Annotated in this window: 17 protein-coding genes and 1 pseudogene; 11 read left to right on the forward strand and 7 right to left on the reverse strand. The window is 69.3% G+C overall.

Annotation, left to right across the window (positions count from 1 at the left end):
* Positions 1–207: 207 nt before the first annotated feature.
* The 8 genes from QF027_RS24235 (at position 208) to QF027_RS24270 (ending at position 7,704) form a co-directional block, all read left to right on the forward strand.
* Positions 208–1,050 carry a M24 family metallopeptidase gene (locus tag QF027_RS24235; RefSeq protein WP_307077030.1) on the forward strand — a complete coding sequence of 281 codons (843 nt, stop codon included), beginning with the start codon at positions 208–210 and terminating at the stop codon, positions 1,048–1,050.
* Complete coding sequence (locus QF027_RS24240; RefSeq protein WP_307077032.1) at positions 1,047–2,804, forward strand: SDR family oxidoreductase; 1,758 nt, start codon at positions 1,047–1,049, stop codon at positions 2,802–2,804. Before QF027_RS24235 ends, QF027_RS24240 begins: the two co-directional genes overlap by 4 nt.
* On the forward strand, positions 2,753–3,670 hold the full coding sequence (locus QF027_RS24245) for a metal-dependent hydrolase (protein ID WP_307077034.1): 918 nt from the start codon (positions 2,753–2,755) through the stop codon (positions 3,668–3,670). The genes QF027_RS24240 and QF027_RS24245 overlap by 52 nt, the downstream gene beginning before the upstream one ends.
* A complete protein-coding gene (locus tag QF027_RS24250) occupies positions 3,667–4,605 on the forward strand; it encodes a MerR family transcriptional regulator (protein WP_307077036.1) in 939 nt (312 codons plus the stop codon). Before QF027_RS24245 ends, QF027_RS24250 begins: the two co-directional genes overlap by 4 nt.
* A 121-nt stretch (positions 4,606–4,726) precedes the next feature.
* Positions 4,727–5,299, forward strand: coding sequence for an RNA 2'-phosphotransferase (locus QF027_RS24255; RefSeq protein WP_307077039.1), 573 nt, complete (start codon positions 4,727–4,729; stop codon positions 5,297–5,299).
* Between the two features lie 37 nt (positions 5,300–5,336).
* The gene (locus QF027_RS24260) at positions 5,337–5,780 is read left to right on the forward strand and encodes a hypothetical protein (protein ID WP_307082475.1); all 444 of its coding nucleotides are present in this window, start codon (positions 5,337–5,339) and stop codon (positions 5,778–5,780) included.
* Positions 5,781–5,832: 52 nt separating this feature from the next.
* Positions 5,833–6,735, forward strand: a complete 903-nt coding sequence (locus QF027_RS24265; protein WP_307077041.1) for an LLM class flavin-dependent oxidoreductase — start codon at positions 5,833–5,835, stop codon at positions 6,733–6,735.
* 84 nt (positions 6,736–6,819) lie between these two features.
* Positions 6,820–7,704, forward strand: a complete 885-nt coding sequence (locus QF027_RS24270; RefSeq protein ID WP_306979014.1) for a Cof-type HAD-IIB family hydrolase — start codon at positions 6,820–6,822, stop codon at positions 7,702–7,704.
* 107 nt (positions 7,705–7,811) lie between these two features.
* Here the strand turns inward: QF027_RS24270 and cydD are convergent, their stop codons facing one another.
* From cydD to hisC, 4 genes are all read right to left on the reverse strand, one after another.
* Positions 7,812–11,300, reverse strand: coding sequence for a thiol reductant ABC exporter subunit CydD (gene cydD / locus QF027_RS24275; protein ID WP_307077043.1), 3,489 nt, complete (start codon positions 11,298–11,300; stop codon positions 7,812–7,814).
* 59 nt (positions 11,301–11,359) lie between these two features.
* Positions 11,360–12,364 (reverse strand): cytochrome d ubiquinol oxidase subunit II, encoded by a 1,005-nt coding sequence (gene cydB, locus QF027_RS24280; RefSeq protein ID WP_306979009.1) that lies wholly within the window; start codon positions 12,362–12,364, stop codon positions 11,360–11,362.
* Positions 12,365–12,382: 18 nt separating this feature from the next.
* Complete coding sequence (locus QF027_RS24285; RefSeq protein WP_306979007.1) at positions 12,383–13,891, reverse strand: cytochrome ubiquinol oxidase subunit I; 1,509 nt, start codon at positions 13,889–13,891, stop codon at positions 12,383–12,385.
* A gap of 185 nt (positions 13,892–14,076) precedes the next feature.
* A complete protein-coding gene (gene hisC / locus QF027_RS24290; protein ID WP_306979005.1) occupies positions 14,077–15,156 on the reverse strand; it encodes a histidinol-phosphate transaminase in 1,080 nt (359 codons plus the stop codon).
* Positions 15,157–15,580: 424 nt separating this feature from the next.
* On the opposite strand from hisC, the gene QF027_RS24295 reads away from it, so the two are divergent.
* From QF027_RS24295 to QF027_RS24305, 3 genes are all read left to right on the forward strand, one after another.
* Positions 15,581–16,693: a LacI family DNA-binding transcriptional regulator gene (locus tag QF027_RS24295; RefSeq protein ID WP_307077045.1), complete on the forward strand. Its 1,113-nt coding sequence runs from the start codon at positions 15,581–15,583 to the stop codon at positions 16,691–16,693.
* Between the two features lie 199 nt (positions 16,694–16,892).
* Positions 16,893–17,957: a metallophosphoesterase gene (locus tag QF027_RS24300; protein ID WP_307077048.1), complete on the forward strand. Its 1,065-nt coding sequence runs from the start codon at positions 16,893–16,895 to the stop codon at positions 17,955–17,957.
* A 193-nt stretch (positions 17,958–18,150) separates the two neighbouring features.
* A complete protein-coding gene (locus QF027_RS24305; RefSeq protein WP_307077050.1) occupies positions 18,151–19,014 on the forward strand; it encodes a hypothetical protein in 864 nt (287 codons plus the stop codon).
* 112 nt (positions 19,015–19,126) lie between these two features.
* Here QF027_RS24305 and QF027_RS24310 read toward each other — a convergent pair.
* The 3 genes and pseudogenes from QF027_RS24310 to thiC form a co-directional block, all read right to left on the reverse strand.
* Positions 19,127–19,273, reverse strand: a pseudogene (locus QF027_RS24310) (thiamine biosynthesis protein ThiC); the annotation flags it as partial.
* Positions 19,274–19,338: 65 nt separating this feature from the next.
* The gene (locus QF027_RS24315) at positions 19,339–19,779 is read right to left on the reverse strand and encodes a hypothetical protein (RefSeq protein ID WP_306978994.1); all 441 of its coding nucleotides are present in this window, start codon (positions 19,777–19,779) and stop codon (positions 19,339–19,341) included.
* Between the two features lie 321 nt (positions 19,780–20,100).
* Positions 20,101–21,891 (reverse strand): phosphomethylpyrimidine synthase ThiC, encoded by a 1,791-nt coding sequence (gene thiC, locus QF027_RS24320; protein WP_307077053.1) that lies wholly within the window; start codon positions 21,889–21,891, stop codon positions 20,101–20,103.
* Positions 21,892–21,998: the final 107 nt, after the last annotated feature.

A 21,998-nucleotide genomic window follows, 5' to 3' on the forward strand; every position in this document is an offset into this window, starting at 1 on the left:
TCACCCCGCAGAGCTGCATCGGCATCAGACTCCAGACGTACGGGCACCTAGGGGTCACCCTGAAGTAGAACAACGCGGCCTCCGTTTTCCACATCGGAGGGCTTTTCCACAGCCCGACCCCGCCCTATTGACGCAGCCTCTAACAACTGTCACATTCGCCAGTGTCACGTTACGGGCACGTACCGCAGTCGATGGGGACGAGGCGGCATGACGACGTCGGTGAACAGCGGACTCTCCACCCGCTTGCGGGGATTCCGGCAGGTCCAGCGGCTCGCGTACGAGTGCGCGGAGGCGGTCGCGGCCCGTCTGGAGCCCGGCGTGAGCGAACGGCAGGCCGCCCGGATGCAGCGCGAGTGGCTGCGCGAGCGGGGCGTACGGGACTGGTTCCACCTGCCGTTCGCCTGGTTCGGGGACCGTACGGCGTTCACGGGCTTCCGCATTCCGCTGCAGTTCTTCCCCACCGACCGCCGCCTGGCGCCCGGCATGCCGTTCATCCTGGACATGGCCCCGGTGTACGAGGGCTTCACCGCCGACATCGGCTACTCCGGCTCGCTGGGGATCAACCCCGTCCAGGACAGGCTGATGGCCGACCTCGAGGCGCACCGCGAGCTGATCCTGCGCGAGGTCCGTGAGCGGCGGTCGCTGCGCGAGATCTACGAGGACGTGGATCGCCTCATGGTCCGCCAGGGATACGCCAACCGGCACCGCGCGTACCCGTTCGGCCTGATCGCCCACAAGGTCGACCAGGTCAAGCAGCGCCGCTGGTCACCGCACGTCTTCGGGTTCGGCACCCAGTCCCTGAAGGGCCTGGCCGCCGACGCGCTGCATGGCCACCGCGAGAGCTGGTCGCCCCTGTGGTCGCCGTACCGCTTCTCCGACCACCCGCCGCGGCCGGGCCTGTGGGCGGTAGAACCCCACCTCGGATTCCGGGGCACGGGCGCGAAGTTCGAGGAGATCCTGGTCGTCACCGACTCCAAGGACCCCGAGCAGAGCGCCTTCTGGCTGGACGACGATCTGCCGCACGTGCGGCGCTGGGCGGAGGCGCAGTGAGCTTGCTGAAGGGTGCGCGGGAACGCCGGGTGCGAACCGGTGGCGTCGAACTGTGCGTGGCCGAACTGGGCGACCCGGGTCGGCCGACCGTGGTCCTGGTGCACGGCTACCCGGACAGCAAGGAGGTCTGGGCCGAGGTCGCGAACCGTCTCGCCGACCGCTTCCACGTCGTCCTCTACGACGTCCGGGGCCACGGCCGGTCGACGGCACCGAAGCCGCTGCGCGGCGGGTTCACCTTGGAGAAGCTGACGGACGACTTCCTGGCCGTCGTGGACGCCGTCAGCCCGGACCGGCCCGTGCACCTGGTCGGACACGACTGGGGCTCGGTGCAGTCCTGGGAGTTCGTCACCGTCCCGCGTACCGAGGGGCGCATCGCGTCCTTCACCTCGATGTCCGGACCGTCCCTCGACCACCTCGGCCACTGGATCGCGGGACGCCTCAAGCGCCCCACCCCGCGCCGGGTCGGCCAGCTGCTCGGGCAGAGCGCCAAATCCTGGTACATCTACCTGCTGCACACCCCCGGCCTGCCCGAACTGGCCTGGCGCGGGCCGCTCGGCAAGATCTGGCCCCGCCTCCTGGAGCGCGTCGAGAAGGTCCCCTCCGACGGCTACCCGACCTCCTCGCTGCCCACCGACGCGGCCCGTGGCGCGTGGCTGTACCGGGACAACGTCCGGGCCCGGCTGCGCCGCCCGCGCACCGACGCGTACGCGCACGTGCCCGTGCAGCTCATCACGCCCCTGGGGGACGCGTTCCTCTCGGAGAAGCTCTGCGAGGGCCTGGAGCAGTGGGCACCACAGCTGACCCGGCGCACCCTCCCCGCCAAGCACTGGATCCCGCGCTCCCGCCCGGACCAGCTGTCCGCGTGGATCACGGAGTTCGTGACGTCCGTCGAAGGCGGCCGGACCGCTGTGCGGGCGACCGGGAAGTACGCCGACCGGTTCGGCGGACAGCTCGTGCTGGTCACCGGCGCGGGCAGCGGCATCGGCCGCGCCACGGCGTTCGCCTTCGCGGAGGCCGGCGCGCGCGTGGTCGCCGTCGACCGGGACACCGAGGCCGCCGCCCGCACCGCGGAACTGTCCAGGCTGGTCGGCGCCCCCGAGGCCTGGGCGGAGACCGTCGACGTCTCCGACGAACAGGCCATGGAGAAACTCGCCGACAAGGTCGCCGCCGAGTACGGCGTGGTGGACGTCCTGGTCAACAACGCCGGAATCGGCCTGGGCGGCTCCTTCTTCGACACCACCACCGAGGACTGGAAGAAGGTCCTCGACGTCAACCTGTGGGGCGTCATCCACGGCTGCCGACTCTTCGGCAAGCAGATGGCGGAGCGCGGACAGGGCGGCCACATCGTCAACACCGCCTCGGCGGCCGCCTACCAGCCCTCCAAGGCGCTGGCCGCCTACGGCACCTCCAAGGCGGCCGTCCTCATGCTCAGCGAGAGCCTGCGTGCCGAACTCGCGGGCCGGGGCATCGGCGTGAGCGCGATCTGCCCCGGCTTCGTCAACACCAACATCACCTCCACCGCGCGCTTCGCGGGCGTCGACGCCGACGAGGAGAAACGCCGCCAGAAACGCACGGCCCGCCTTTACGGACTGCGGAACTACCCGCCCGAGAAGGTCGCCGACGCGATCCTGCGAGCTGTCGTCCGCAACCAGGCCGTCGTACCGGTCACGCCCGAGGCCCGCGGCGCGCGCGCCATGGCCCGATGGGCGCCGAAGGCACTCCGGGCGATCGCACGGCTGGAACCGCCGCTGTGAGCCACGAGATCGCCCCGCGCCGGGTGTCCTTCGACTGGTCCCGCACGCCCCTGCACTGGGTCCCCGGCGAGCCCACCGCGACCCATGTCATCAACGTGCTGCACTTGCTGCTGCCGACGGGGGAGCGCTGGTTCGTGAAAGTCCTCAAGGAAGGCCTGCCGCTGGTCAGTGACCCCGAACTCCGCGCCGACGTCAAGGGGTTCATGGGCCAGGAAGCCACGCACAGCGTCCAGCACGCGCACGTACTGGACCACCTGGCCGCGCAGCGGCTCGACACCGCCGACTTCACCAAGTACGTCGACTTCCTCTTCGAGCGGCTGCTCGGCGAGCGCCCGCCCCTCAACGTGCCCATTCCCGCGCGCGAGTGGCTGCGCTTCCGGCTGTCGATCGTCGCCGCCATCGAGCAGTTCACGGCCGTGCTCGGCGACTGGGTCTTGGCCGCCGACGGACTCGACCGGGCCGGCGCCGACGAGATCATGCTCGACCTGCTGCGCTGGCACGGCGCCGAAGAAGTCGAACACCGCGCGGTCGCCTTCGACATGTACCAGCACTGCGGGGGTACCGGAACTCCCCGATACGCCCGCCGGATCGCGGGCATGGTGGTCACCGCGCCGGTGATGCTCCACCTGTGGCTGTGGGGGACGGCCTACCTGATCCGTCACGACCCACAGCTCGCGGGCCGCTTGCGCTACTCCCTCAAGGAGCACGAGAGGGCCGTACGAAAAGGACTGCTGCCCGCCTGGCGGGAGCTCGGCGCGGCCATACCGCGGTACTTCCGGCGGTCCTACCACCCGTCGCAGGAGGGGTCGTTGAGCCGTGCGGTGGACTACCTGAAGCGGTCACCGGCGGCGAGGGCCGCAGCGTGAGCGACGCCCACGCCCACCGGATCGAGGACCTCGCGCGCCTCAGCGGCGCCACCGTCCGCACCATCCGCGCCTACCAGGACCGCGGACTGCTCCCCCGCCCCGAGCGCCGCGGCCGGGCCAACATCTACACCGACACCCACCTCGTCCGGCTGCGCCAGATCGCCGATCTCCTCGACCGCGGCTACGGCCTGACCTCCATCAAGGAGCTCCTGGAGGCCTACGACTCCGGCCGTGGCCTCGGCGGCATCCTCGGTCTTGTCGCCGAGGTCGACGGTCCGTGGACCGACGAGGAGGCCGTCCGGATCTCCCGCGCCGAGCTGGACGCCCGCTTCGGCGGCACCCCCGACGAGGCCGCGGTCGCCGAGGCGGTGGAGCTCGGCGTACTGGAGCCGGTACCCGGCGACGACGGATCCTTCCTCGTGCCAAGCCCCCAAGAGCTCGCCGTGGCCGCCGAGTTGTACGCGGCCGGGGTTCCGCTCGCCGCGATCTCCGGGCACTTGCGGGAGTTGAGGGGCCAGGTTGAGCACATCGCCGCCCGTTTCCTGGAGTTCACCACCGAGCACGTCTTCGCGCGCTACTTGGAAGGACAGCACCAGCCGACCGACACGGACGCCGCAGAAGCAGCCTCACTCGTCCGTCGGCTGCGGCCGCTCGCGCAGCAGACCGTCGACGCCGAACTCGCTCGTGCGATGCGAACGTTGGCGGTTCGGCACCTGCGGCAGCACCTCGGTTCCGGGGAGGGGTCGGGTGGGCGTCAGGCGTCACGTTCCGTGTCCGTACCCGAGGAGACGATGCGGGCGGTGGAAGGGCTGGTTGGGGTGGAGTGCGCAGCGGAGTTCTTTGTGCTGGCGGCTGAACGGGAGGTGCGGGCAAGGGCGTTGGATGCGCTCACGTCAAATGGGCGGCCCCCAATCGATCTTGACGAAGAGGTCTGACATGACAGGGAGTTGTCCACAGAAACGCCAAGTAGCCTGTGGATAACTACAGTTGGTTGTGGATCAAACATCCGGGTCAAAATCATTCGCGTGATTCACGTCTCTCCCGCACCCTGGCGGGGTGAACGAGAACAAGCCACGCGAGAGCAACGAGAGACGCACCGTGAAGGTCTCGAAGTACCTCTCCAAGCATCTGCGCCACCAGCCCGAGCGCATCGGACTCACGCTCGACGAGGCCGGCTGGGTCGAGATCGACGCGCTGATCGCCGCGGCCACCGAGCACGGCTTCCGCTTCACCCGGGACGAGCTGGACCACGTGGTCGCCGCCAACGACAAACAGCGCTTCGCGATCGACGGCACGCGCATCCGCGCCAGCCAGGGCCACACCATCGACGTCGACCTCGGCCTGCCACCGGCGACCCCGCCGCCGTACCTCTACCACGGCACGGTGGCGCGCCACCTGGGTACGATCCGCGCCGAGGGACTGCGCCCCATGAACCGGCACGACGTACACCTCTCGCCCGACCGCGAGACCGCGACCCGGGTCGGCGCCCGCCGCGGTCGCCCCGTCGTGCTCTCCGTGGACGCGCAAGCCATGCACCGCGACGGCCATGTCTTCCACGTCAGCGCGAACGGCGTGTGGCTGACCCAGTCCGTGCCCCCGCGCTACCTACGGTTTCCCGCGCAGCACTGAGCCTCGACGGGAGATGATCGACACCATGGACCACGGCATGGACCACCTCCCCACCACCGAGGCCGCCGTCACGGCGCTCCGCGCCCTCGCCGCCGCGTACGGGCTCGCGATCGAGGTGACCCACGACATGGGCGCCGATCAGACCTCCCGCCGCAGCGCCGCGGGCGTCGGCGTCACCACCGACCCGGACGGCACCCTGCCCCACGAGGCCCACGTCGAGCTTGGCGGCCGACCTCAGGTGGATGTGCGGCTGTTCCCGGACGACGACGCCCTGATCACCGTCGACGGAGTCGAGTGCCCCGACATCGCCCGCGACGACGTCCCCGCCTTCCTCCGCGCCCTCTACGAAGGCCACGCCTGGGTGAAGAGGCGCCCCTTCCCGCCCAGCCACTTCCTGATGGTGCCGCTGCCGGGCGACCGCGTGCACAAGGAGTTCATCCCGGTCGGACTCAGTCCCTGGCTCAGCGGCCGCACGCAGTGACCGTGAGTCACTGTTTCACGTGAAACACAGCCCGGCGCATACGCTCGGACACATGAGTCTGCGCCTGAGCACCGTGATCCTCCCCTACCGCCGCTGGACCGAGGGGAGCCGCGAGGCATGGCAACGCGCGGACCAGCTCGGCTTCCACACCGGATACACCTACGACCACCTGTCCTGGCGCACCTTCCGCGACGGCCCCTGGTTCGGCGCCCTGCCCACGCTGACCGGCGCCGCGGGCGTCACCGACCGGCTGCGCCTGGGCACCCTGGTGACCTCGCCGAACTTCCGGCACCCGGTGAACCTCGCCAAGGAACTGATCACCCTCGACGACCTCTCCGGCGGCCGCGTCACCCTCGGTATCGGCGCGGGTGGCACCGGCTTCGACGCCACCGCGCTCGGCCAGGATCCGTGGAGCCCACGCGAGCGTGCCGACCGGCTCGCCGAGTTCATCCCGCTGCTCGACCGTTTGCTCTGCGAGGACTCTGTGTCCTACAAGGGCGACTTCTACTCGGCTCACGAGGCCCGCAACATCCCCGGCTGTGTCCAGCGGCCCAGGCTGCCCTTCGCCGTGGCCGCCACCGGGCCCCGCGGCCTGCGGCTCGCCGCCCGCCACGGGCAGGCCTGGGTGACCACCGGAGACCCGAAGCTGTACGAGAACGGCACGCCCGAGCAGTCCCTCCAGGCCCTCCGCGGCCAGGTCGAGAAGCTCACCGACGCCTGCGCGTCGCTCGGCCGGGACGTGCACTCGATCGACAAGATCCTGCTCACCGGCTTCACCCCGGATCGCGGGCGCCCGCTGGAGTCCCTCGACGCCTTCGTCGACTTCGCGGGCCGCCACCGGGAGCTCGGCTTCACGGAGCTCGTGATCCACTGGCCGATCCCCGACTCGGACTTCGCCGCCGACGAGAAGGTCTTCGAGCAGATCGCCATGGAGGCACCGGCACAGCTGGGCTGAGGCGGCAGCACCGGGGCGGGTGGGGTCCGCTCCTGCGTCATCTATGTCTCACCTGTGCGGACACCCGCCCGGTCGTGCATGCATATGCGGGAGAATGAGCGGGTGACCTCAGCTACTCGACAGCCCGAGACCCCGGCCGCCGACATACCTCCGCGCCTGATTGCCACCGACCTTGACGGCACTCTGCTGCGCGACGACAAGTCGGTGTCCCCACGCACGGTCGCGGCTCTCGCCGCCGCCGAGGAGGCGGGCATCGAGGTCTTCTTCGTCACCGGCCGCCCGGCCCGCTGGATGGACGTCGTCAGCGACCACGTCCACGGCCACGGCCTCGCCATCTGCGGCAACGGCGCCGCAGTGGTCGACCTGCACGGTGGCCCCGGCGCCCACCGGTTCGTGAAGGTGCGCGAGCTGGCCCGGGAGAACGCGTTGGACGCCGTAGGGCTGCTGAGGGAGGCGGCGCCCGGCACGGTGTACGCGGTGGAGCAGACGTACGGCTTCTACCAGGAGCCGGACTATCCCAAGCTGCACATGGAGATCCCCGACAACCTCGCCCCGGCCGAGGAACTGCTGGCCGAGGACGGTCCCGGTGCCGCCGAACCGGTGCTGAAGATCCTCGCCTACCACCCCTCGATCGACCCGGACGCCTTCCTCACCCTCTCGCGCCTCGCCATCGGGGACCGCGCCAACGTCACCCGGTCCAGCCCCAGCGCCCTGCTGGAGATCAGCGGACCCGGCGTCTCCAAGGCCAGCACGCTCGCCCTGTGCTGCGCCGAGCGCGGAATCTCGCACGAGGAGGTCGTCGCGTTCGGGGACATGCCCAACGACGTCGAGATGCTCACCTGGGCCGGGCAGTCGTACGCGATGGGCAACGCCCACCCGGACGTGATCGCCGCGGCCTCGGGCCGGACCGTCGCCAACAACGACGACGGAGTGGCCGTCGTGATCGAGCGGATGCTGGAACGGCTGTAGGGGGCTGCCGCTCAGCCGACCAGAGGCCCCGCCGGCCAGAGCCGGCGAGATGGGCGTGCTGCGTGTAATGGCGGTCCGTGTGCTCGATCACGATCTCGATGTCGGCCTCAGCGCGCCGCCACCAACAGCTCCGACTCCGCCTCCCGCTCGGCCATTCCCCGCAACGGCCCCTCCACGCCCGCCAGCTCCGCGTAGGAACCCCGCTGCACGACCCGTCCCTCATCAAGTACGACCACCTCGTCCACCGACTCGAGTCCTGCCAGCCGGTGTGTGATGAGGAGGGTCGTGCGGCCTTCGGTGGCGGCCAGCAGATCGGCGGTGAGCGCGTCAGCGGTGGGCAGGTCGAGGTGCTCGGCGGGCTCGTCCAGGACGAGGACCGGGAAGTCGGCGAGCAGTGCCCGGGCCAGCGCGAGCCGCTGCCGCTGACCGCCGGACAGCCACGCCCCGTGCTCGCCGACCAGGGTGTCGAACCCGTCGGGCAGGCTCTCGGCCCAGTCGAGCAGACGGGCCCGCTTCAGCGCGTCCCGCAGGTCGTCCTCGGTCGCGTCCTTCTTGGCGAGGAGCAGGTTCTCGCGCACCGAGCTGTCGAAGAGATGTGCGTCCTGCGCGCACAGCCCCACCAGCCGCCGTACGTCGTCGCTGCGCAGCCTGTAGGCGTCCACGCCGCCCAGGGTGTAGGCGCCGGCGTCCGCGTCCAGGAAACGCAGCAGCACCTGCGCGAGCGTCGTCTTGCCGGAGCCGGATGCGCCGACAACGGCGATCCTCCGGCCCTCCACCAGGCTCAGGTCGAGGCCCGTGAGCGCGTCCCGGTCCTGGCCCTCGTGCCGAGTGGTCAGCCCCTTGAGGACGACCGGGAACGGTGAGGCGGGCGCCTGCCGAGCAGCTTCCGGTTCCCGTACGGGCTCGGGCGCGTCCAGCACCTCGTAGACGCGCTCCGCGCTCCTGCGCACCCGCTGCCGGTACTGCACGGCGAGCGGCAGCCCGAGTACGGCCTCGAAGGCTGCCAGCGGAGTGAGCACGACCACGGCCATGGCGACCCCGCCGAGCCGCCCGGAGGCGACCGCCTGGGCGCCGACGAGGGCGGTGGCGGTGACGGTCAGGCCGCAGATCAGGGCGGTGAGTCCGTCACCGAGTGCGGTGGCGGTGGCGGCGCGTGAGGCAATCCGGGTGAGAACGCCGTCCGCCCGCCGTGCCTCGGCGGTACGGGCGGGCAGGGCACCGGCGACGGTCAACTCCGCGGTCCCGGTGAGAAGATCGGTCACCCGCGTCGCCAGCTCCCCGCGAGCGGGGGCGAGCCTGCGTTCGGCGCGGCGAGCCACGGCCCCGGTGATGAGCGGAACACCGACACCGGCAGCCAGCAGGCCCACGGCGAGCGCGGCACCTGCCTCGGGCAGCAACCAGGCAGTGAAGCCCACGGAGGCCGTAGACACCACGAGGGCGGCACCGGCGGGCAACAGCCAGCGCAGCCAGTAGTCCTGGAGGGCGTCCACGTCGGAGACGAGCCGTGAGAGCAGATCTCCCCGGCGCGCCGTGCGCAGACCGGCCGGCGCCAGTCGTTCCAGGCGCCGGTACACGGCGACCCGGGTATCGGCGAGCATCCGCAGCACGGCGTCGTGCGACACCAGGCGCTCCGCGTACCGGAACACGGCCCGGCCGATCCCGAAGGCCCTGGTCGCCGTCACGGCCACCATCAGATACAGCACGGGCGGCTGCTGCGAGGCCCGCGAGATCAGCCACCCGGAGGTGGCCATCAGACCCACGGCGCTGCCGAGCGCGAGGCTCCCGAGCAGCAGCGCGAGCGCGAGTCGGCCTCGTCGGGGACCGGACATGGCGCGGACGCGAGAGAGAACGCTGCGCGCCTGTGTCGGCGGCTCGGTCGTTCCGGGCTCGGCCGAAGCAGGGCTGCTGTCCTCGACCGTACGTGCCGCGGACACCCTGGCCATGGCCTCCACCGGAGCCGGTACAGCCGGCTCCGCCAGCCACACCACCCGGTCCGCCACCCCCAGCAGTGCCGGCCGGTGCACCACCAGCAGCACCGTCCGCCCCGCCGCGAGTCGCCGTACCGCCGCCACGACCTCCGCCTCGGTGGCTCCGTCGAGCGCCGCCGTCGGCTCGTCGAGGAGCAGCACCGGCCGATCCGCGAGGAACGCCCGGGCCAGCGCGAGCCGTTGCCGCTGCCCGGCGGACAGCCCCGCCCCGTCCTCGCCGAGCACGGTGTCGGCCCCCAGGGGCAGCGCGTCGATGAACTCCAGCGCCCCCGCGTCCCCCAACGCCCTTCGTACTGCGGCCTCGTCGGCGTCGGGCCGGGCCAGCCGTACGTTCTCGCCGATCGTCCCGGCGAACAACTGCGGCCGCTGCGGCACCCACGCGATGCGCGACCGCCACTCCGCCAGGTCGACCTCGGCGAGATCGGCTCCCCCGATCCGCACCCGTCCCTCGGTCGGTCGCACGAATCCCAGCAGGACGTTCAGCAGCGTCGACTTGCCCGCGCCGCTGGGCCCGACCAACGCGACCGTCTCGCCGGGTGCGACCTGGAAGGACACGTCCGCGACGGCGTCATCCGAGCGCCCGGGGTACGTGACCGTGACCTGCTCGAAGGCCAGCGCGCCCGCGGGCACCGCAGCGGCACCCGACGTCGGCACCGGCGTCTCCAGCACCGAGAAGATCTCCTCGGCGGCGGCCAGCCCCTCCGCCGCCGCGTGATACTGCGCGCCGACCTGCCGCAGGGGCAGATACGCCTCGGGGGCCAGGATGAGGATGACCAAGCCGTCGTACAGGTTCATCTCCCCGTGGACGAGCCGCATCCCGATCGTCACGGCGACCAACGCCACCGAGAGCGTCGACAGCAGCTCAAGGGCGAAGGAGGAGATGAAGGCGATCCGCAGGGTCCGCATGGTCGCCTGCCGATACTCGCCGGTGATGCGCCGGATCGACTCGGCCTGCGCCTTGGCCCGGCCGAACACCTTCAGGGTCGGCAACCCCGCCACGACGTCCAGGAAGTGCCCCGACAGTCGAGACAGCAGCCGCCACTGACGGTCCATCCGGGACTGGGTGGCCCAGCCGATCAGCACCATGAAGACCGGGATGAGGGGCAGGGTCCCGACGATGATGGCCGCCGAGACCCAGTCCTCGGTCACGATCCGCGCCAGCACCGCCACCGGCACGACCACTGCGAGGCCCAACTGCGGGAGATAGCGCGAGAAGTAGTCGTCGAGGGCGTCGACTCCCCTGGTGGCGAGGGCGACCAGCGACCCGGTCCGCTGCCCGCTCAGCCACCCGGGCCCCAGCGTCGTAGCCCGTTCCAGCAGCCGCCCCCGCAGCTCCGACTTCACTGCGGCACTCGCGCGGTGCGCCGCGAGCTCGGTGAGCCAGGAGACAAGCCCGCGACCGACTGCCACGGCCGCCAGCAGCAGGAGGGGAATGCGGAGTTCCGTGACCGCCAGGCCATGCTGGAACGCGCCGACCACGACCTCGGCGACGAGCATCGCCTGGGCGATGACCAGCAGGGCACCGAGGCCGCCCAGTCCGACCACGGCCACCAGGAAGAGACCGGTGGCCCGGGCGTATCGGAGCAGACGCGGGTCGATCGGTTTCACGTGAAACACACCCTCTTCTCAAGGGGCATGTTTCACGTGAAACATGCCCCATATCGGGCTCAGTGCGCGGCTTCGGCGATGTGTTGCGTACCGATCCGCTTACGGAACACCCAGTAGGTCCAGCCCTGGTAGAGCATGACGAGCGGTGTGGCGACCCCCGCGCACCAGGTCATGATCTTCAGCGTGTACGGGCTCGACGAGGCGTTGGTGACCGTCAGGCTCCAGTCCGCGTTGAGCGAGGAGGGCATGACGTTCGGGAAGAGCGTCAAGAAGAGCATCGCCACGGCGGCCACGATGGTGACGCCCGACAGGGCGAACGACCAGCCCTCACGCCCGGCCTGGTTGGCCACCAGGGCGGCGACCAGTGCGGCCACGGCGACCACCAGCGCGACCAGGCTCTTGGCGTCGCCGCTGTCGACCTGCGTCCAGAGCAGGAAGATCAGCGCCAGCGCGGCCGAGACGAGGCCCACCCGGGTCGCCAGCTTCCGCGCCCGCTCCCGGATCTCCCCGATGGTTTTCAGGGCCGTGAAGACCGTTCCGTGGAAGGTGAACAGCGTCAGCGTCACCAGACCGCCGAGCAGGGCATACGGATTGAGCAGGTCCCAGAGGGTGCCGACGTACTCGAAGTGCTGGTCGATCTTCACCCCGTGGACGATGTTGCCGAAGGCCACGCCCCACAGAAACGCCGGGATGAGTGAGGTCCAGAAGATCGCGGTCTCCCAGTTGCGCTGCCAGTTCTCCTCGGGCCGCTTGGCCCGGTACTCGAAGGCGACACCCCGAACGATCAGGCAGACCAGGATGACCAGCAGCGGCAGATAGAAGCCGGAGAAGAGCGTGGCGTACCAGTCGGGGAAGGCGGCGAAGGTCGCGCCGCCCGCCGTCAGCAGCCACACCTCGTTGCCGTCCCAGACGGGACCGATGGTGTTGATCAGGACACGCTTCTCGGCCCGGTCGCGGGCGAGCAGCTTGGTCAGGACACCGACCCCGAAGTCGAAGCCCTCCAGGAAGAAGTAGCCGGTCCACAGGACGGCGATGAGCACAAACCAGACGTCGTGAAGTTCCATGACTCGATCTCCCTCGGCCTAGTACGAGAAGGCCATCGGCTTGTCGGCGTCACGGGTGTCGCCGCCGATCTTCGTGGGCGGGTTGAGGTCGGCCTCGGTGAGTTCGGGCGGGCCGGCCTTGACGTACTTCACGAGCAGCTTGACCTCGACGACGGCGAGGATGGCGTAGAGAGCCGTGAAGACGAGCATCGAGATGAGGACCTCGGCCTGGGAGACGCCGGGGGAGACCGCGTGCCGGGTCTGCAGGACGCCGTAGACGACCCACGGCTGGCGGCCCATCTCGGTGAAGATCCAGCCCCAGGAGTTGGCGATCAGAGGGAAACCAAGGGTCCAGATCGCCACGAGCCAGTAGAGCCTGCCGAGCTTGGGGCTGAGGGCCTTGTTCTTGAAGAGGACCAGATGCGGAACCTCGTCCTCGCCGACGCGCAGGTGCTGCGGCAGCATGAATTTCTTGCGGGTCAGCCAGAGTCCGGCGAGGCCGATGGCGAAGGACGCCATCCCGAAGCCGATCATCCAGCGGAAGGCCCAGAAGGTGACGGGGATGTTGGGCCGGTAGTCGCCGGGCCCGTACTTCTGCTGCTCGGCCTTGTTGACGTCGTTGATGCCCGGGACGAACGAGGTGAAGTCGTCGTCGGCGAGGAAGGACAGCAGGCCAGGGATCTCGATGGCCACGGTGTTGTGGCCCTTCTCCACGTCGCCGTAGGCGAAGATCGAGAAGGGTGCGGAGTCCTGGCCGTCCCACAGGGCCTCGGCGGCCGCCATCTTCATCGGCTGCTGCTTGAACATGACCTTGCCGAGGGTGTCACCGCTGATCGCGGTGAGCATGCCGGCGATGACCACGGTGACCAGGCCGAGACGCAGCGAAGTCTTCATCACCGCGATGTGCTTCTTGCGGAACAGGTGGAAGGCCGCGATCCCGACCATGAAGGCGCCACCGGTCAGGAAGGCGGCCGACATCGTGTGGAAGACCTGGGTGAGCGCGGTGTTCTGGGTCAGCACGGCCCAGAAGTCGGTGAGTTCGGCCCGGCCCTTTTCCTTGTTGATCCGGTAGCCGACGGGGTGCTGCATCCACGAGTTGGCCGCGAGGATGAAGTACGCCGACAGGATCGTGCCGATCGAGACCATCCATATGCAGGCCAGGTGGATCTTCTTGGGCAGCTTGTCCCAGCCGAAGATCCACAGGCCGATGAAGGTGGACTCGAAGAAGAAGGCGATCAGGGCCTCGAAGGCGAGGGGGGCGCCGAAGACATCGCCGACGAAGCGCGAGTAGTCGGACCAGTTCATGCCGAACTGGAACTCCTGCACGATGCCGGTGACCACACCCATCGCGATGTTGATCAGGAAGAGCTTGCCCCAGAACTTGGTGGCCCTGAGGTACTTCTCGTTCTCCGTGCGCACCCAGGCCGTCTGCAGGCCTGCCGTGAGGGCGGCCAGGGAGATCGTCAGGGGGACGAACAGGAAGTGGTAGACGGTGGTGATGCCGAACTGCCAGCGCGCCAGGGTCTCCGGCGCCAGAGCCAGGTCCACGTCGCCGCTCCTTACCTCACAGGCTTGTGGAACAAATGCTTGCGAAGCGACCGCTTGTGAAAGCGTTCACATTCACAAGCCAGTATGCCGCACCTGCTTTCGATAGACGAAGGGGGGTCCCGGTTACCTCCGGAACCCCCTGTGCCGCCCTGCTCTGACCTGCGCAGACGTGCGGCCGGTGTGAGCTAGAGCTCCTTTTGGAACGCCTCCGCCACCTTCAGGAAGATGTCGTTCGCCTCGGTCTCCCCGACCGTCACCCGCACGCCCTCGCCCGGGAACGGCCGTACGACCACGCCGTGCTGTTCACACGCCGCCGCGAAGTCGACCGTGCGCTCCCCCAGCCGCAGCCACACGAAGTTGGCCTGGGTCTCGGGCACCGTCCAGCCCTGTGCTCGCAGTCCCTCCACCGCGCGGTTGCGCTCGCAGACCAGCGAGCCGACCCGGCCCAGGAGTTCGTCCTCGGCCCGCAGCGAGGCGATCGCCGCCTCCTGTGCGACCTGGCTCACCCCGAAGGGCACCGCGGTCTTGCGCAGCGCCGCGGCCACCGGCTCGTGGGCGATCGCGAAGCCGACCCTGAGGCCCGCGAGGCCGTACGCCTTGGAGAAGGTGCGCAGCACACAGACGTTCGGCCTCGTGCGGTACAGCTCCACGCCGTCCGGCACCTCGGGGTCACGGATGAACTCGCGATAGGCCTCGTCGAGCACTACGAGCACGTCACTCGGCACCCGGTCGAGGAACCGTTCCAGCTCGGCCCGCTTCACGACCGTGCCCGTCGGGTTGTTCGGGTTGCAGACGAAGATCAGCCGCGTCCGCTCGGTGATCGCTTCGGCCATCGCGTCCAGGTCGTGCACGTCATCGGCCGTCAGCGGCACCTTCACCGAGGTGGCACCGCTGATCTGCGTGATGATCGGGTACGCCTCGAAGGACCGCCAGGCGTAGATCACCTCGTCGCCCGGTCCCGAGGTCGCCTGGATCAGCTGCTGGGCGACGCCGACGGAGCCGGTGCCGGTGGCCAGATGGGAGAGCGGGACGCCGAAGCGCTCGGACAGCTCGTTCATCAGACTTGTGCAGGCCATGTCGGGGTAGCGGTTGAAGGAGGAGACGGCGGCCGTCACGGTCTCCAGCACCCCCGGCAGCGGCGGATACGGGTTCTCGTTGGAAGACAGTTTGTAGGCCACCGGACCGTCGGCAGCGGCGGGCTTGCCCGGCTTGTACGTGGGGATACCCTCCAGCTCGGCGCGCAGCTTGGGGCTCGTCTCGCTCACCGCAGTCCTCCTCATGACCACCGACTCATGGCATCCGACTCCGGCAGCCGGCATCCAATACTGCTCACCTTATGAGGATTGGGCGCCGCTGCGTACAGGTCGGAACGAACCTCATCTGCCCCACAGGCATCAGGTGCATCACCGTACGAAGGCAGACGAATCAGGGGGCGCGGTCACATATATCTATGCGCCGGTGGCTCGCGCCGTGGCGCGCGTCACCCGTGAAGGTGAGTTGAGACCTCTTCGAAACATCGGGGACTTGGCAGGCCCATGCGTGCCGACAAGTTACGTAATGCCATTGGATCGTTTAACTGGCTCTGTTTCACAGGCAGTTGACGCCAGATGACCTTGCAGAAACGTGCCTGTCAACGCGTGCATATGCGTCCGCCCTACCCCACCGCATGAGCCCTACTATCGGCTCGCCATGACAGCAGCAGGGAAGCACCAGGTGAGCCGCGCGGAAACCTCCCGTCGAGGCAGCCGGCCGGGCCGGGCGGGCATCAGAGACGTGGCCGCCGCCGCCGGAGTCTCCATCACGACCGTCTCCGACGCCCTGAACGGCAAGGGCAGGCTCCCGGATGCCACCCGCCGCCATGTCAGGGAGGTCGCAGACCGGCTGGGCTACCGGCCCTCGGCCGCGGCCAGAACCCTCCGTACCGGCAAGTCAGGACTCATCGGCCTGACTGTGACGACGTACGGGGATGAACCTTTCACCTTCACCGAGTTCGCGTACTTCGCCGAGATGGCGCGGGCCGCCACCTCCGCCGCGCTCGCCCGCGGCTACGCCCTCGTCATCCTGCCCGCGACCTCTCGCCACGACGTGTGGTCGAACGTCGCCCTGGACGGCACCGTGGTCATCGACCCGTCCGACCATGACCCGGTCGTCAGCGAGCTGGTCCGGCAGGGTTTACCGGTGGTCTCCGACGGCCGCCCGGCCGGTGCCCTCCCGGTCACCGCCTGGGTCGACAACGACCACGAGGCCGCCGTCCTCGGCATCCTCGACCATCTGGCCGACGCCGGCGCCCGCCGCATCGGCCTGCTGACGGGGACGACGACGGACACGTACACCCATCTGTCGACCACCGCGTATCTGCGCTGGTGCGAGCGGGTCGGGCAGGACCCGGTGTACGAGGCCTATCCCGCGCACGATCCGTGCGCCGGCGCCGTCGCCGCCGACCGGCTGCTCGCCCGCCCGGACCGGCCGGACGCCGTCTACGGCCTGTTCGACCCGAACGGCACCGACCTGCTGGCCGCCGCCCGTCGCTACGGGCTGCGCGTTCCCGACGACCTGCTGATCGTCTGCTGCAGCGAGTCCACTGTGTACGCCAGCACCGAGCCGCCCGTCACGACGCTCTCTCTCAAGCCGCGCCGCATCGGCACGGCCGTGGTCCAGCTCCTCATCGACGCCATCGAGGGGGTCGAATCGGACCAACCGGTCGAGCAGGTGATACCGACCGAGCTGATCGTGCGCACCTCCTCGCAGCGGCGTGCCCCGCGCACGACGGTCAGCTCGCCGCGGTCACCCGAGGAGAAGTAGCAGGAAGCGGCCGGGCGAGGGCCCAAGCCCGGCCAATCGGGGCGAATGCCGCGGCGAACAGGAGTCTTGCTCCGATTCACTACCCCTGGGTCATCACATGGCGCGATCCGCATTCCTATGATGGGCCCACGACACCGCGGGCCGCTGCGACCAGGCAGTCCGAAGCGGTGCAGATGCGGCGCGATGGTGGAGGGGTCTGATGACTCAGGGGGCCGGTCAGGGACCCGAGGTGGAGCGCACGGCGGTGCTGCGCGACTTCCGGGTACCCGCGTACGTCAACGAGACCGGTCCGTACGGCCACAGCACGCACCCCGGCGACGTCGTCCCGGCCGACGAGGAGGCCTACCCGGAGGGGTACACCCCCACCGAGCAGGACCTGCCCGTCATCCACCACGGTGACGAGCTCCAGGCGGCCGTCGACCCCGCGGCACGAACGGTGGACGGTCCCGGTCCGCTGTTCGTCGTCGGCGATGTCCACGGCTACCTCGACGAACTGACGTCCGCGCTCCAGGAGAAGGGCCTCGTCGACGCGGCCGGCAACTGGTGCGCGGGCACCGCCCGGCTGTGGTTCCTCGGCGACTTCACCGACCGTGGGCCCGACGGCATCGGCGTCATCGACCTCGTGATGCGGCTGTCCGCGGAGGCCGCCGCGGCCGGCGGCTACTGCAAGGCCCTCATGGGCAACCACGAACTGCTGCTCCTCGGCGCCAAGCGGTTCGGCGACACCCCCGTCAACTCCGGCGCGGGCACCGCCACCTTCCAGGCGGCCTGGCTGCTCAACGGCGGACAGAAGACCGACATGGACCGCCTCCAGGACCACCATCTGCAGTGGATGGCACGACTGGACGCCGTCGAGGAGGTCGACGGACATCTGCTCGTCCACTCCGACACCACCGCCTATCTCGACTACGGCGACTCGATCGAGGCGGTCAACGACACCGTCCGCGAGACCCTCACGCGCAACGACGCGGACGAGGTGTGGGATCTGTTCCGCAAGTTGACCAAGCGCTTCTCCTTCCGCGACGAGGGCGGCGCCGACCATGTGCGCTCGCTGCTCGATACGTACGGCGGCACCCGCATCGTTCACGGCCACAGCCCGATCCCCTATCTGCTCGGCGAAGTGGGTTCCGAGGACGACGAGGACGAATCCGGGCCGGTCGTCGAGGGACCGCACGTCTACGCCGACGGACTGGCCATCGCGATGGACGGTGGGGTGACCATGGCCGGAAAACTGCTGGTCCAGCAACTGCCCCTGGATATCTGAACGCTCACGGGGCATTCGTTCCCGCAGGACGGACTGACCGTCGACCGCGCAGGCCAGAGGCCAATTTCTGGAAACCCCCTGTCACCCTGTGCCGTGACCGCTCTACCATCTGCTTATCCGTAGCAGGCTCCCCTCCGTTTCTGCCCGACGGCTCGTTGGCATGCGAGCCCCAAGCCCTACGGAGCATCGGGGGATGCACATGAACAGCGTTCCGCAGCACCTGCACAGCGAGGACCGCCAGGAGTACGAGCGGATCCTCGATGAGGCGCTGCGCTCCGCCCCACACCGTCCCGAACTGGCCGCTGTCGGACAGCGGCTGAATCCCGAACAGCTGCGCACCATGGCGCTCAACGCCACCGCACTCGTCACTGCGGCCGCGGCGACCGAGTACCAGCACTACGTGAAGGTCCGCGAGGAACAGCGCCGCCCGGCGACGCCGTCCACCCTGTCGTCCGTGCATGAACCCGGTCCCGCCGAGTCGGACACGGGTGCGATGGGGCTCGCCACCACCATGGGAGAGGTCGCCGAGACCGCCGGTGCGGGCGCCGTCGCCGTCGCCGCGGTCCTGACGCCCGTCCTCGCCGGAATCGCCGCGGCGATCTTCCTGCTCGTGGGTTACATCCTGCAGATGCTCGACCCTGAACCGGCGTTCGCCCACACCATGATCACCATCGGATGGGTGTTCGGCGCCATGACCGCGGCCGCGATCCTGGTCGCCGCCGTCGGGCTGCTGCTCACCGCCCTGCGCAACCGGCCCTCGCCGGACGCGGGGCACGGCGAGCTGAGCGAGGAGGTGGCACGGGCCAGGGACGCCTGGCGCGAAGCCCTGCTGGAACGCGGCATCCTCCCCTTCCTCAGAGAGGCCCTGGCCGACCCCGGCACCACCGCTCTGCACCACACGGCTCCGCCCGCACCGACCAGCCGGATGCCCACCCTCGGCTACGACCGCCCAGGCTTCAGCAGCCCGGACGACGGAGCGTCCGGTGCCCGCCCGAGCTTCAGCAGCCCGGACTACACCAGCCCGGACTTCGGGGGGCCGGAACACCAGCCGGAGTAGCAACCGGCACAGCCCCTCGGCTTGCGCCCCCACCACGGGGAGCGCAAGCCGAAGACCCGGCCGCGGGCCACTCGCCGGCGGCTCGCCCAGTTCAGTCGGCGAATCGCCTACGTCAGTCGACGACCGGCAGATAAACCCGGTTGCCCGCCGCCGCGGACTCCTTCGCTTTCTGAGCCATGCCCTCTTCGATCTCCTCCTGACTGCCGCCGTGGCGGCGGCGGATGTCCTGGGACATCTTCATCGAAAGCAGCTTCAGGCCGGAATCCGAACGCACCTTCATCCAACAGCGCTCCCCTCCCGGAGGGCACGTGGACCAGCCGCCGACTACGCGGGAGGAGCGAAAGGATCACGAGGCGCCGATGGACCCTTCCCTGATGCCCTCGGTGGCGGAACAGGAGCCCAGCCCGGCCCACGGTGCTCGAGCCACCACGTGCCAATGGTCTGGAACTTCTCGTCGAATCCGCTATCCCAGGAAAGAAAACCGGTAATGGGTGCCCGCAGGCGGGTTCGGCGGCCGTCGGCTTCGTAGATCACGACAGTCCGGGTCCCCTGGAAAGGCTCGATGAGGATGGCTTGTATGTCGGCCCACTGGATGGTCCGGCGGCGGAGGTTGTGCACGACGGCCGTCGACTGCGTGAGTGTGACGCCGAAGTACCGACCGGCGATCAGCAGCACGAACGGCATGACGGCCCACATACCAAACGTCTCGGCCACCTCAGTTCTCAATGGCACCCCATCCAGCCACTCCCAGATGTGCGTGCCCATGACGACGACAAGGAGGGGCAGAACAGGTAGCACGCGTTGCAGACGCGTCGATCGGTAACGGACACACTCCGGTACAGACCGGACCTGCGATCGCTCCACCAGCCCCACCCCTCACACAATGCAGCCACGACCCGGCGCGTGATCGCCAAGGCAGCATCGCGGGCCCGGGGCAGCTTGTCTATCCGCCTACTCCTGGCATCCGAGCAAGTGGCCGTAAAAAATCTCCCAAAGAGTTGATTCTTCGGTGCCTTCACCGTCGAGGTCCGCGCTTCGGACACGTGCCCTGGGCGACTGGGAAGCGCGGACCACACGCGTCGGGCTTCAGTCCGCGATCGGCAGATACACCCGGTTGCCCGCCGCCGCGAACTCCTTCGACTTCTGAGCCATGCCCTCTTCGATCTCCTCCTGACTGCCGCCGTGGCGGCGGCGGATGTCCTGGGAGATCTTCATCGAGCAGAACTTCGGCCCGCACATGGAGCAGAAGTGAGCCGTCTTGGCCGGTTCGGCGGGCAGGGTCTCGTCGTGGAATTCCCGGGCCGTGTCGGGGTCGAGGGCCAGGTTGAACTGGTCCTCCCAGCGGAACTCGAAGCGGGCGTCAGAGAGGGCGTCATCCCACTCCTGGGCACCGGGGTGTCCCTTGGCGAGGTCGGCCGCATGGGCGGCGATCTTGTAGGTGATCACACCCGTCTTGACGTCGTCCCGGTTGGGCAGGCCCAGGTGCTCCTTGGGCGTGACGTAGCAGAGCATCGCGGTGCCCCACCAGGCGATCATGGCGGCGCCGATGCCGGAGGTGATGTGGTCGTAGGCCGGCGCGACGTCGGTGGTCAGCGGGCCGAGCGTATAGAACGGAGCCTCATCGCAGATCTCCTGCTGAAGGTCGATGTTCTCCTTGATCTTGTGCATCGGGACGTGTCCCGGGCCCTCGATCATGGTCTGTACGTGGAAACGCTTCGCGATCCGGTTGAGTTCCCCGAGCGTGCGCAACTCCGCGAACTGCGCCTCGTCGTTGGCGTCCGCGATCGAACCGGGCCTGAGGCCGTCGCCCAGCGAGTACGTGACGTCGTAGGCGGCGAGGATCTGGCACAGCTCCTCGAAGTTCTCGTACAGGAACGACTCCTTGTGGTGCGCGAGGCACCAGGCCGCCATGATCGAGCCGCCGCGCGAGACGATGCCGGTCTTGCGGTTGGCCGTCAGTGGTACGTACGGCAGGCGCACGCCCGCGTGGACCGTCATGTAGTCCACGCCCTGCTCGGCCTGTTCGATGACCGTGTCCTTGTAGATCTCCCAGGTCAGCTCCTCGGCGCGGCCGTCGACCTTCTCCAGCGCCTGGTAGAGCGGCACCGTGCCGATGGGGACGGGGGAGTTGCGCAGCACCCACTCGCGAGTGGTGTGGATGTTGCGGCCGGTGGACAGGTCCATGACCGTGTCGGCGCCCCAACGGGTCGCCCAGGTCATCTTCTCCACCTCCTCCTCGATGGAGGACGTCACTGCGGAGTTGCCGATGTTGGCGTTGACCTTCACCAGGAACCGCTTGCCGATGATCATCGGCTCGATCTCCGGGTGGTTGACGTTCGCCGGCAGCACCGCGCGCCCCGCCGCGATCTCCTCGCGGACGACCTCGGGAGAGACGTTTTCCCGGATGGCCACGTACTCCATCTCCGGCGTGATCTCACCGCGACGGGCGTAGGCGAGCTGCGTGACCTCGTTGCCGTCACGGCTACGGCGCGGCTGGCGTGGCCGCCCCGGGAAGACCGCGTCGAGGTTGCGGAGGCCACCCCGCGGTGAGGTGTGCTTGATCCCGTCGTCCTCGGGGCGCACGGGACGTCCCGCGTACTCCTCGGTGTCCCCGCGGGCGATGATCCAGTTGTCCCGCAGTGGCGCGAGGCCCCGTCGGACATCCGTCTCGGTGAGCGGATCGGTGTACGGGCCGGACGTGTCGTACAGCGCGACCGACTTCCCGTTGGTGAGGTGCACCTGACGGACCGGCACCCGAAGATCGGGGCGCGAGCCCTCGATGTACGCCTTGTGCCAGCCGATGGACTTCCCGGCCTCCGTGTCGAGCTGGTCGTCGTTCTGCTCGGAGGCAGGCGTGCGCGCGTCCTTGATGGTCATGAGACCTACTCCCTACGCCGGCATTACCCGGTAACAGGTTCGGCGGTCGACGCAGCGGTTTCCGTCCGCCGACGTTTCGTGGGGAACGTCACTCGCTTGAGATGACG

The organism is Streptomyces canus (genome assembly GCF_030816965.1).
In the GTDB taxonomy this organism is placed as follows: domain Bacteria; phylum Actinomycetota; class Actinomycetes; order Streptomycetales; family Streptomycetaceae; genus Streptomyces; species Streptomyces canus_E.

Excerpts from the sequence above, each read along its gene's own strand:
- QF027_RS24245 (WP_307077034.1), top strand. The coding sequence starts at position 2,753 with ATGGGCGCCGAAGGCACTCCGGGCGATCGCACGGCTGGAACCGCCGCT.
- QF027_RS24315 (WP_306978994.1), bottom strand. The coding sequence starts at position 19,779 with ATGGGCACGCACATCTGGGAGTGGCTGGATGGGGTGCCATTGAGAACT.
- QF027_RS24260 (WP_307082475.1), top strand. The coding sequence starts at position 5,337 with ATGGACCACCTCCCCACCACCGAGGCCGCCGTCACGGCGCTCCGCGCC.
- QF027_RS24295 (WP_307077045.1), top strand. The coding sequence starts at position 15,581 with ATGACAGCAGCAGGGAAGCACCAGGTGAGCCGCGCGGAAACCTCCCGT.
- QF027_RS24270 (WP_306979014.1), top strand. The coding sequence starts at position 6,820 with ATGCGGGAGAATGAGCGGGTGACCTCAGCTACTCGACAGCCCGAGACC.
- cydB (WP_306979009.1), bottom strand. The coding sequence starts at position 12,364 with ATGGAACTTCACGACGTCTGGTTTGTGCTCATCGCCGTCCTGTGGACC.
- QF027_RS24235 (WP_307077030.1), top strand. The coding sequence starts at position 208 with ATGACGACGTCGGTGAACAGCGGACTCTCCACCCGCTTGCGGGGATTC.
- thiC (WP_307077053.1), bottom strand. The coding sequence starts at position 21,891 with ATGACCATCAAGGACGCGCGCACGCCTGCCTCCGAGCAGAACGACGAC.
- QF027_RS24305 (WP_307077050.1), top strand. The coding sequence starts at position 18,151 with ATGCACATGAACAGCGTTCCGCAGCACCTGCACAGCGAGGACCGCCAG.
- QF027_RS24300 (WP_307077048.1), top strand. The coding sequence starts at position 16,893 with ATGACTCAGGGGGCCGGTCAGGGACCCGAGGTGGAGCGCACGGCGGTG.
- QF027_RS24265 (WP_307077041.1), top strand. The coding sequence starts at position 5,833 with ATGAGTCTGCGCCTGAGCACCGTGATCCTCCCCTACCGCCGCTGGACC.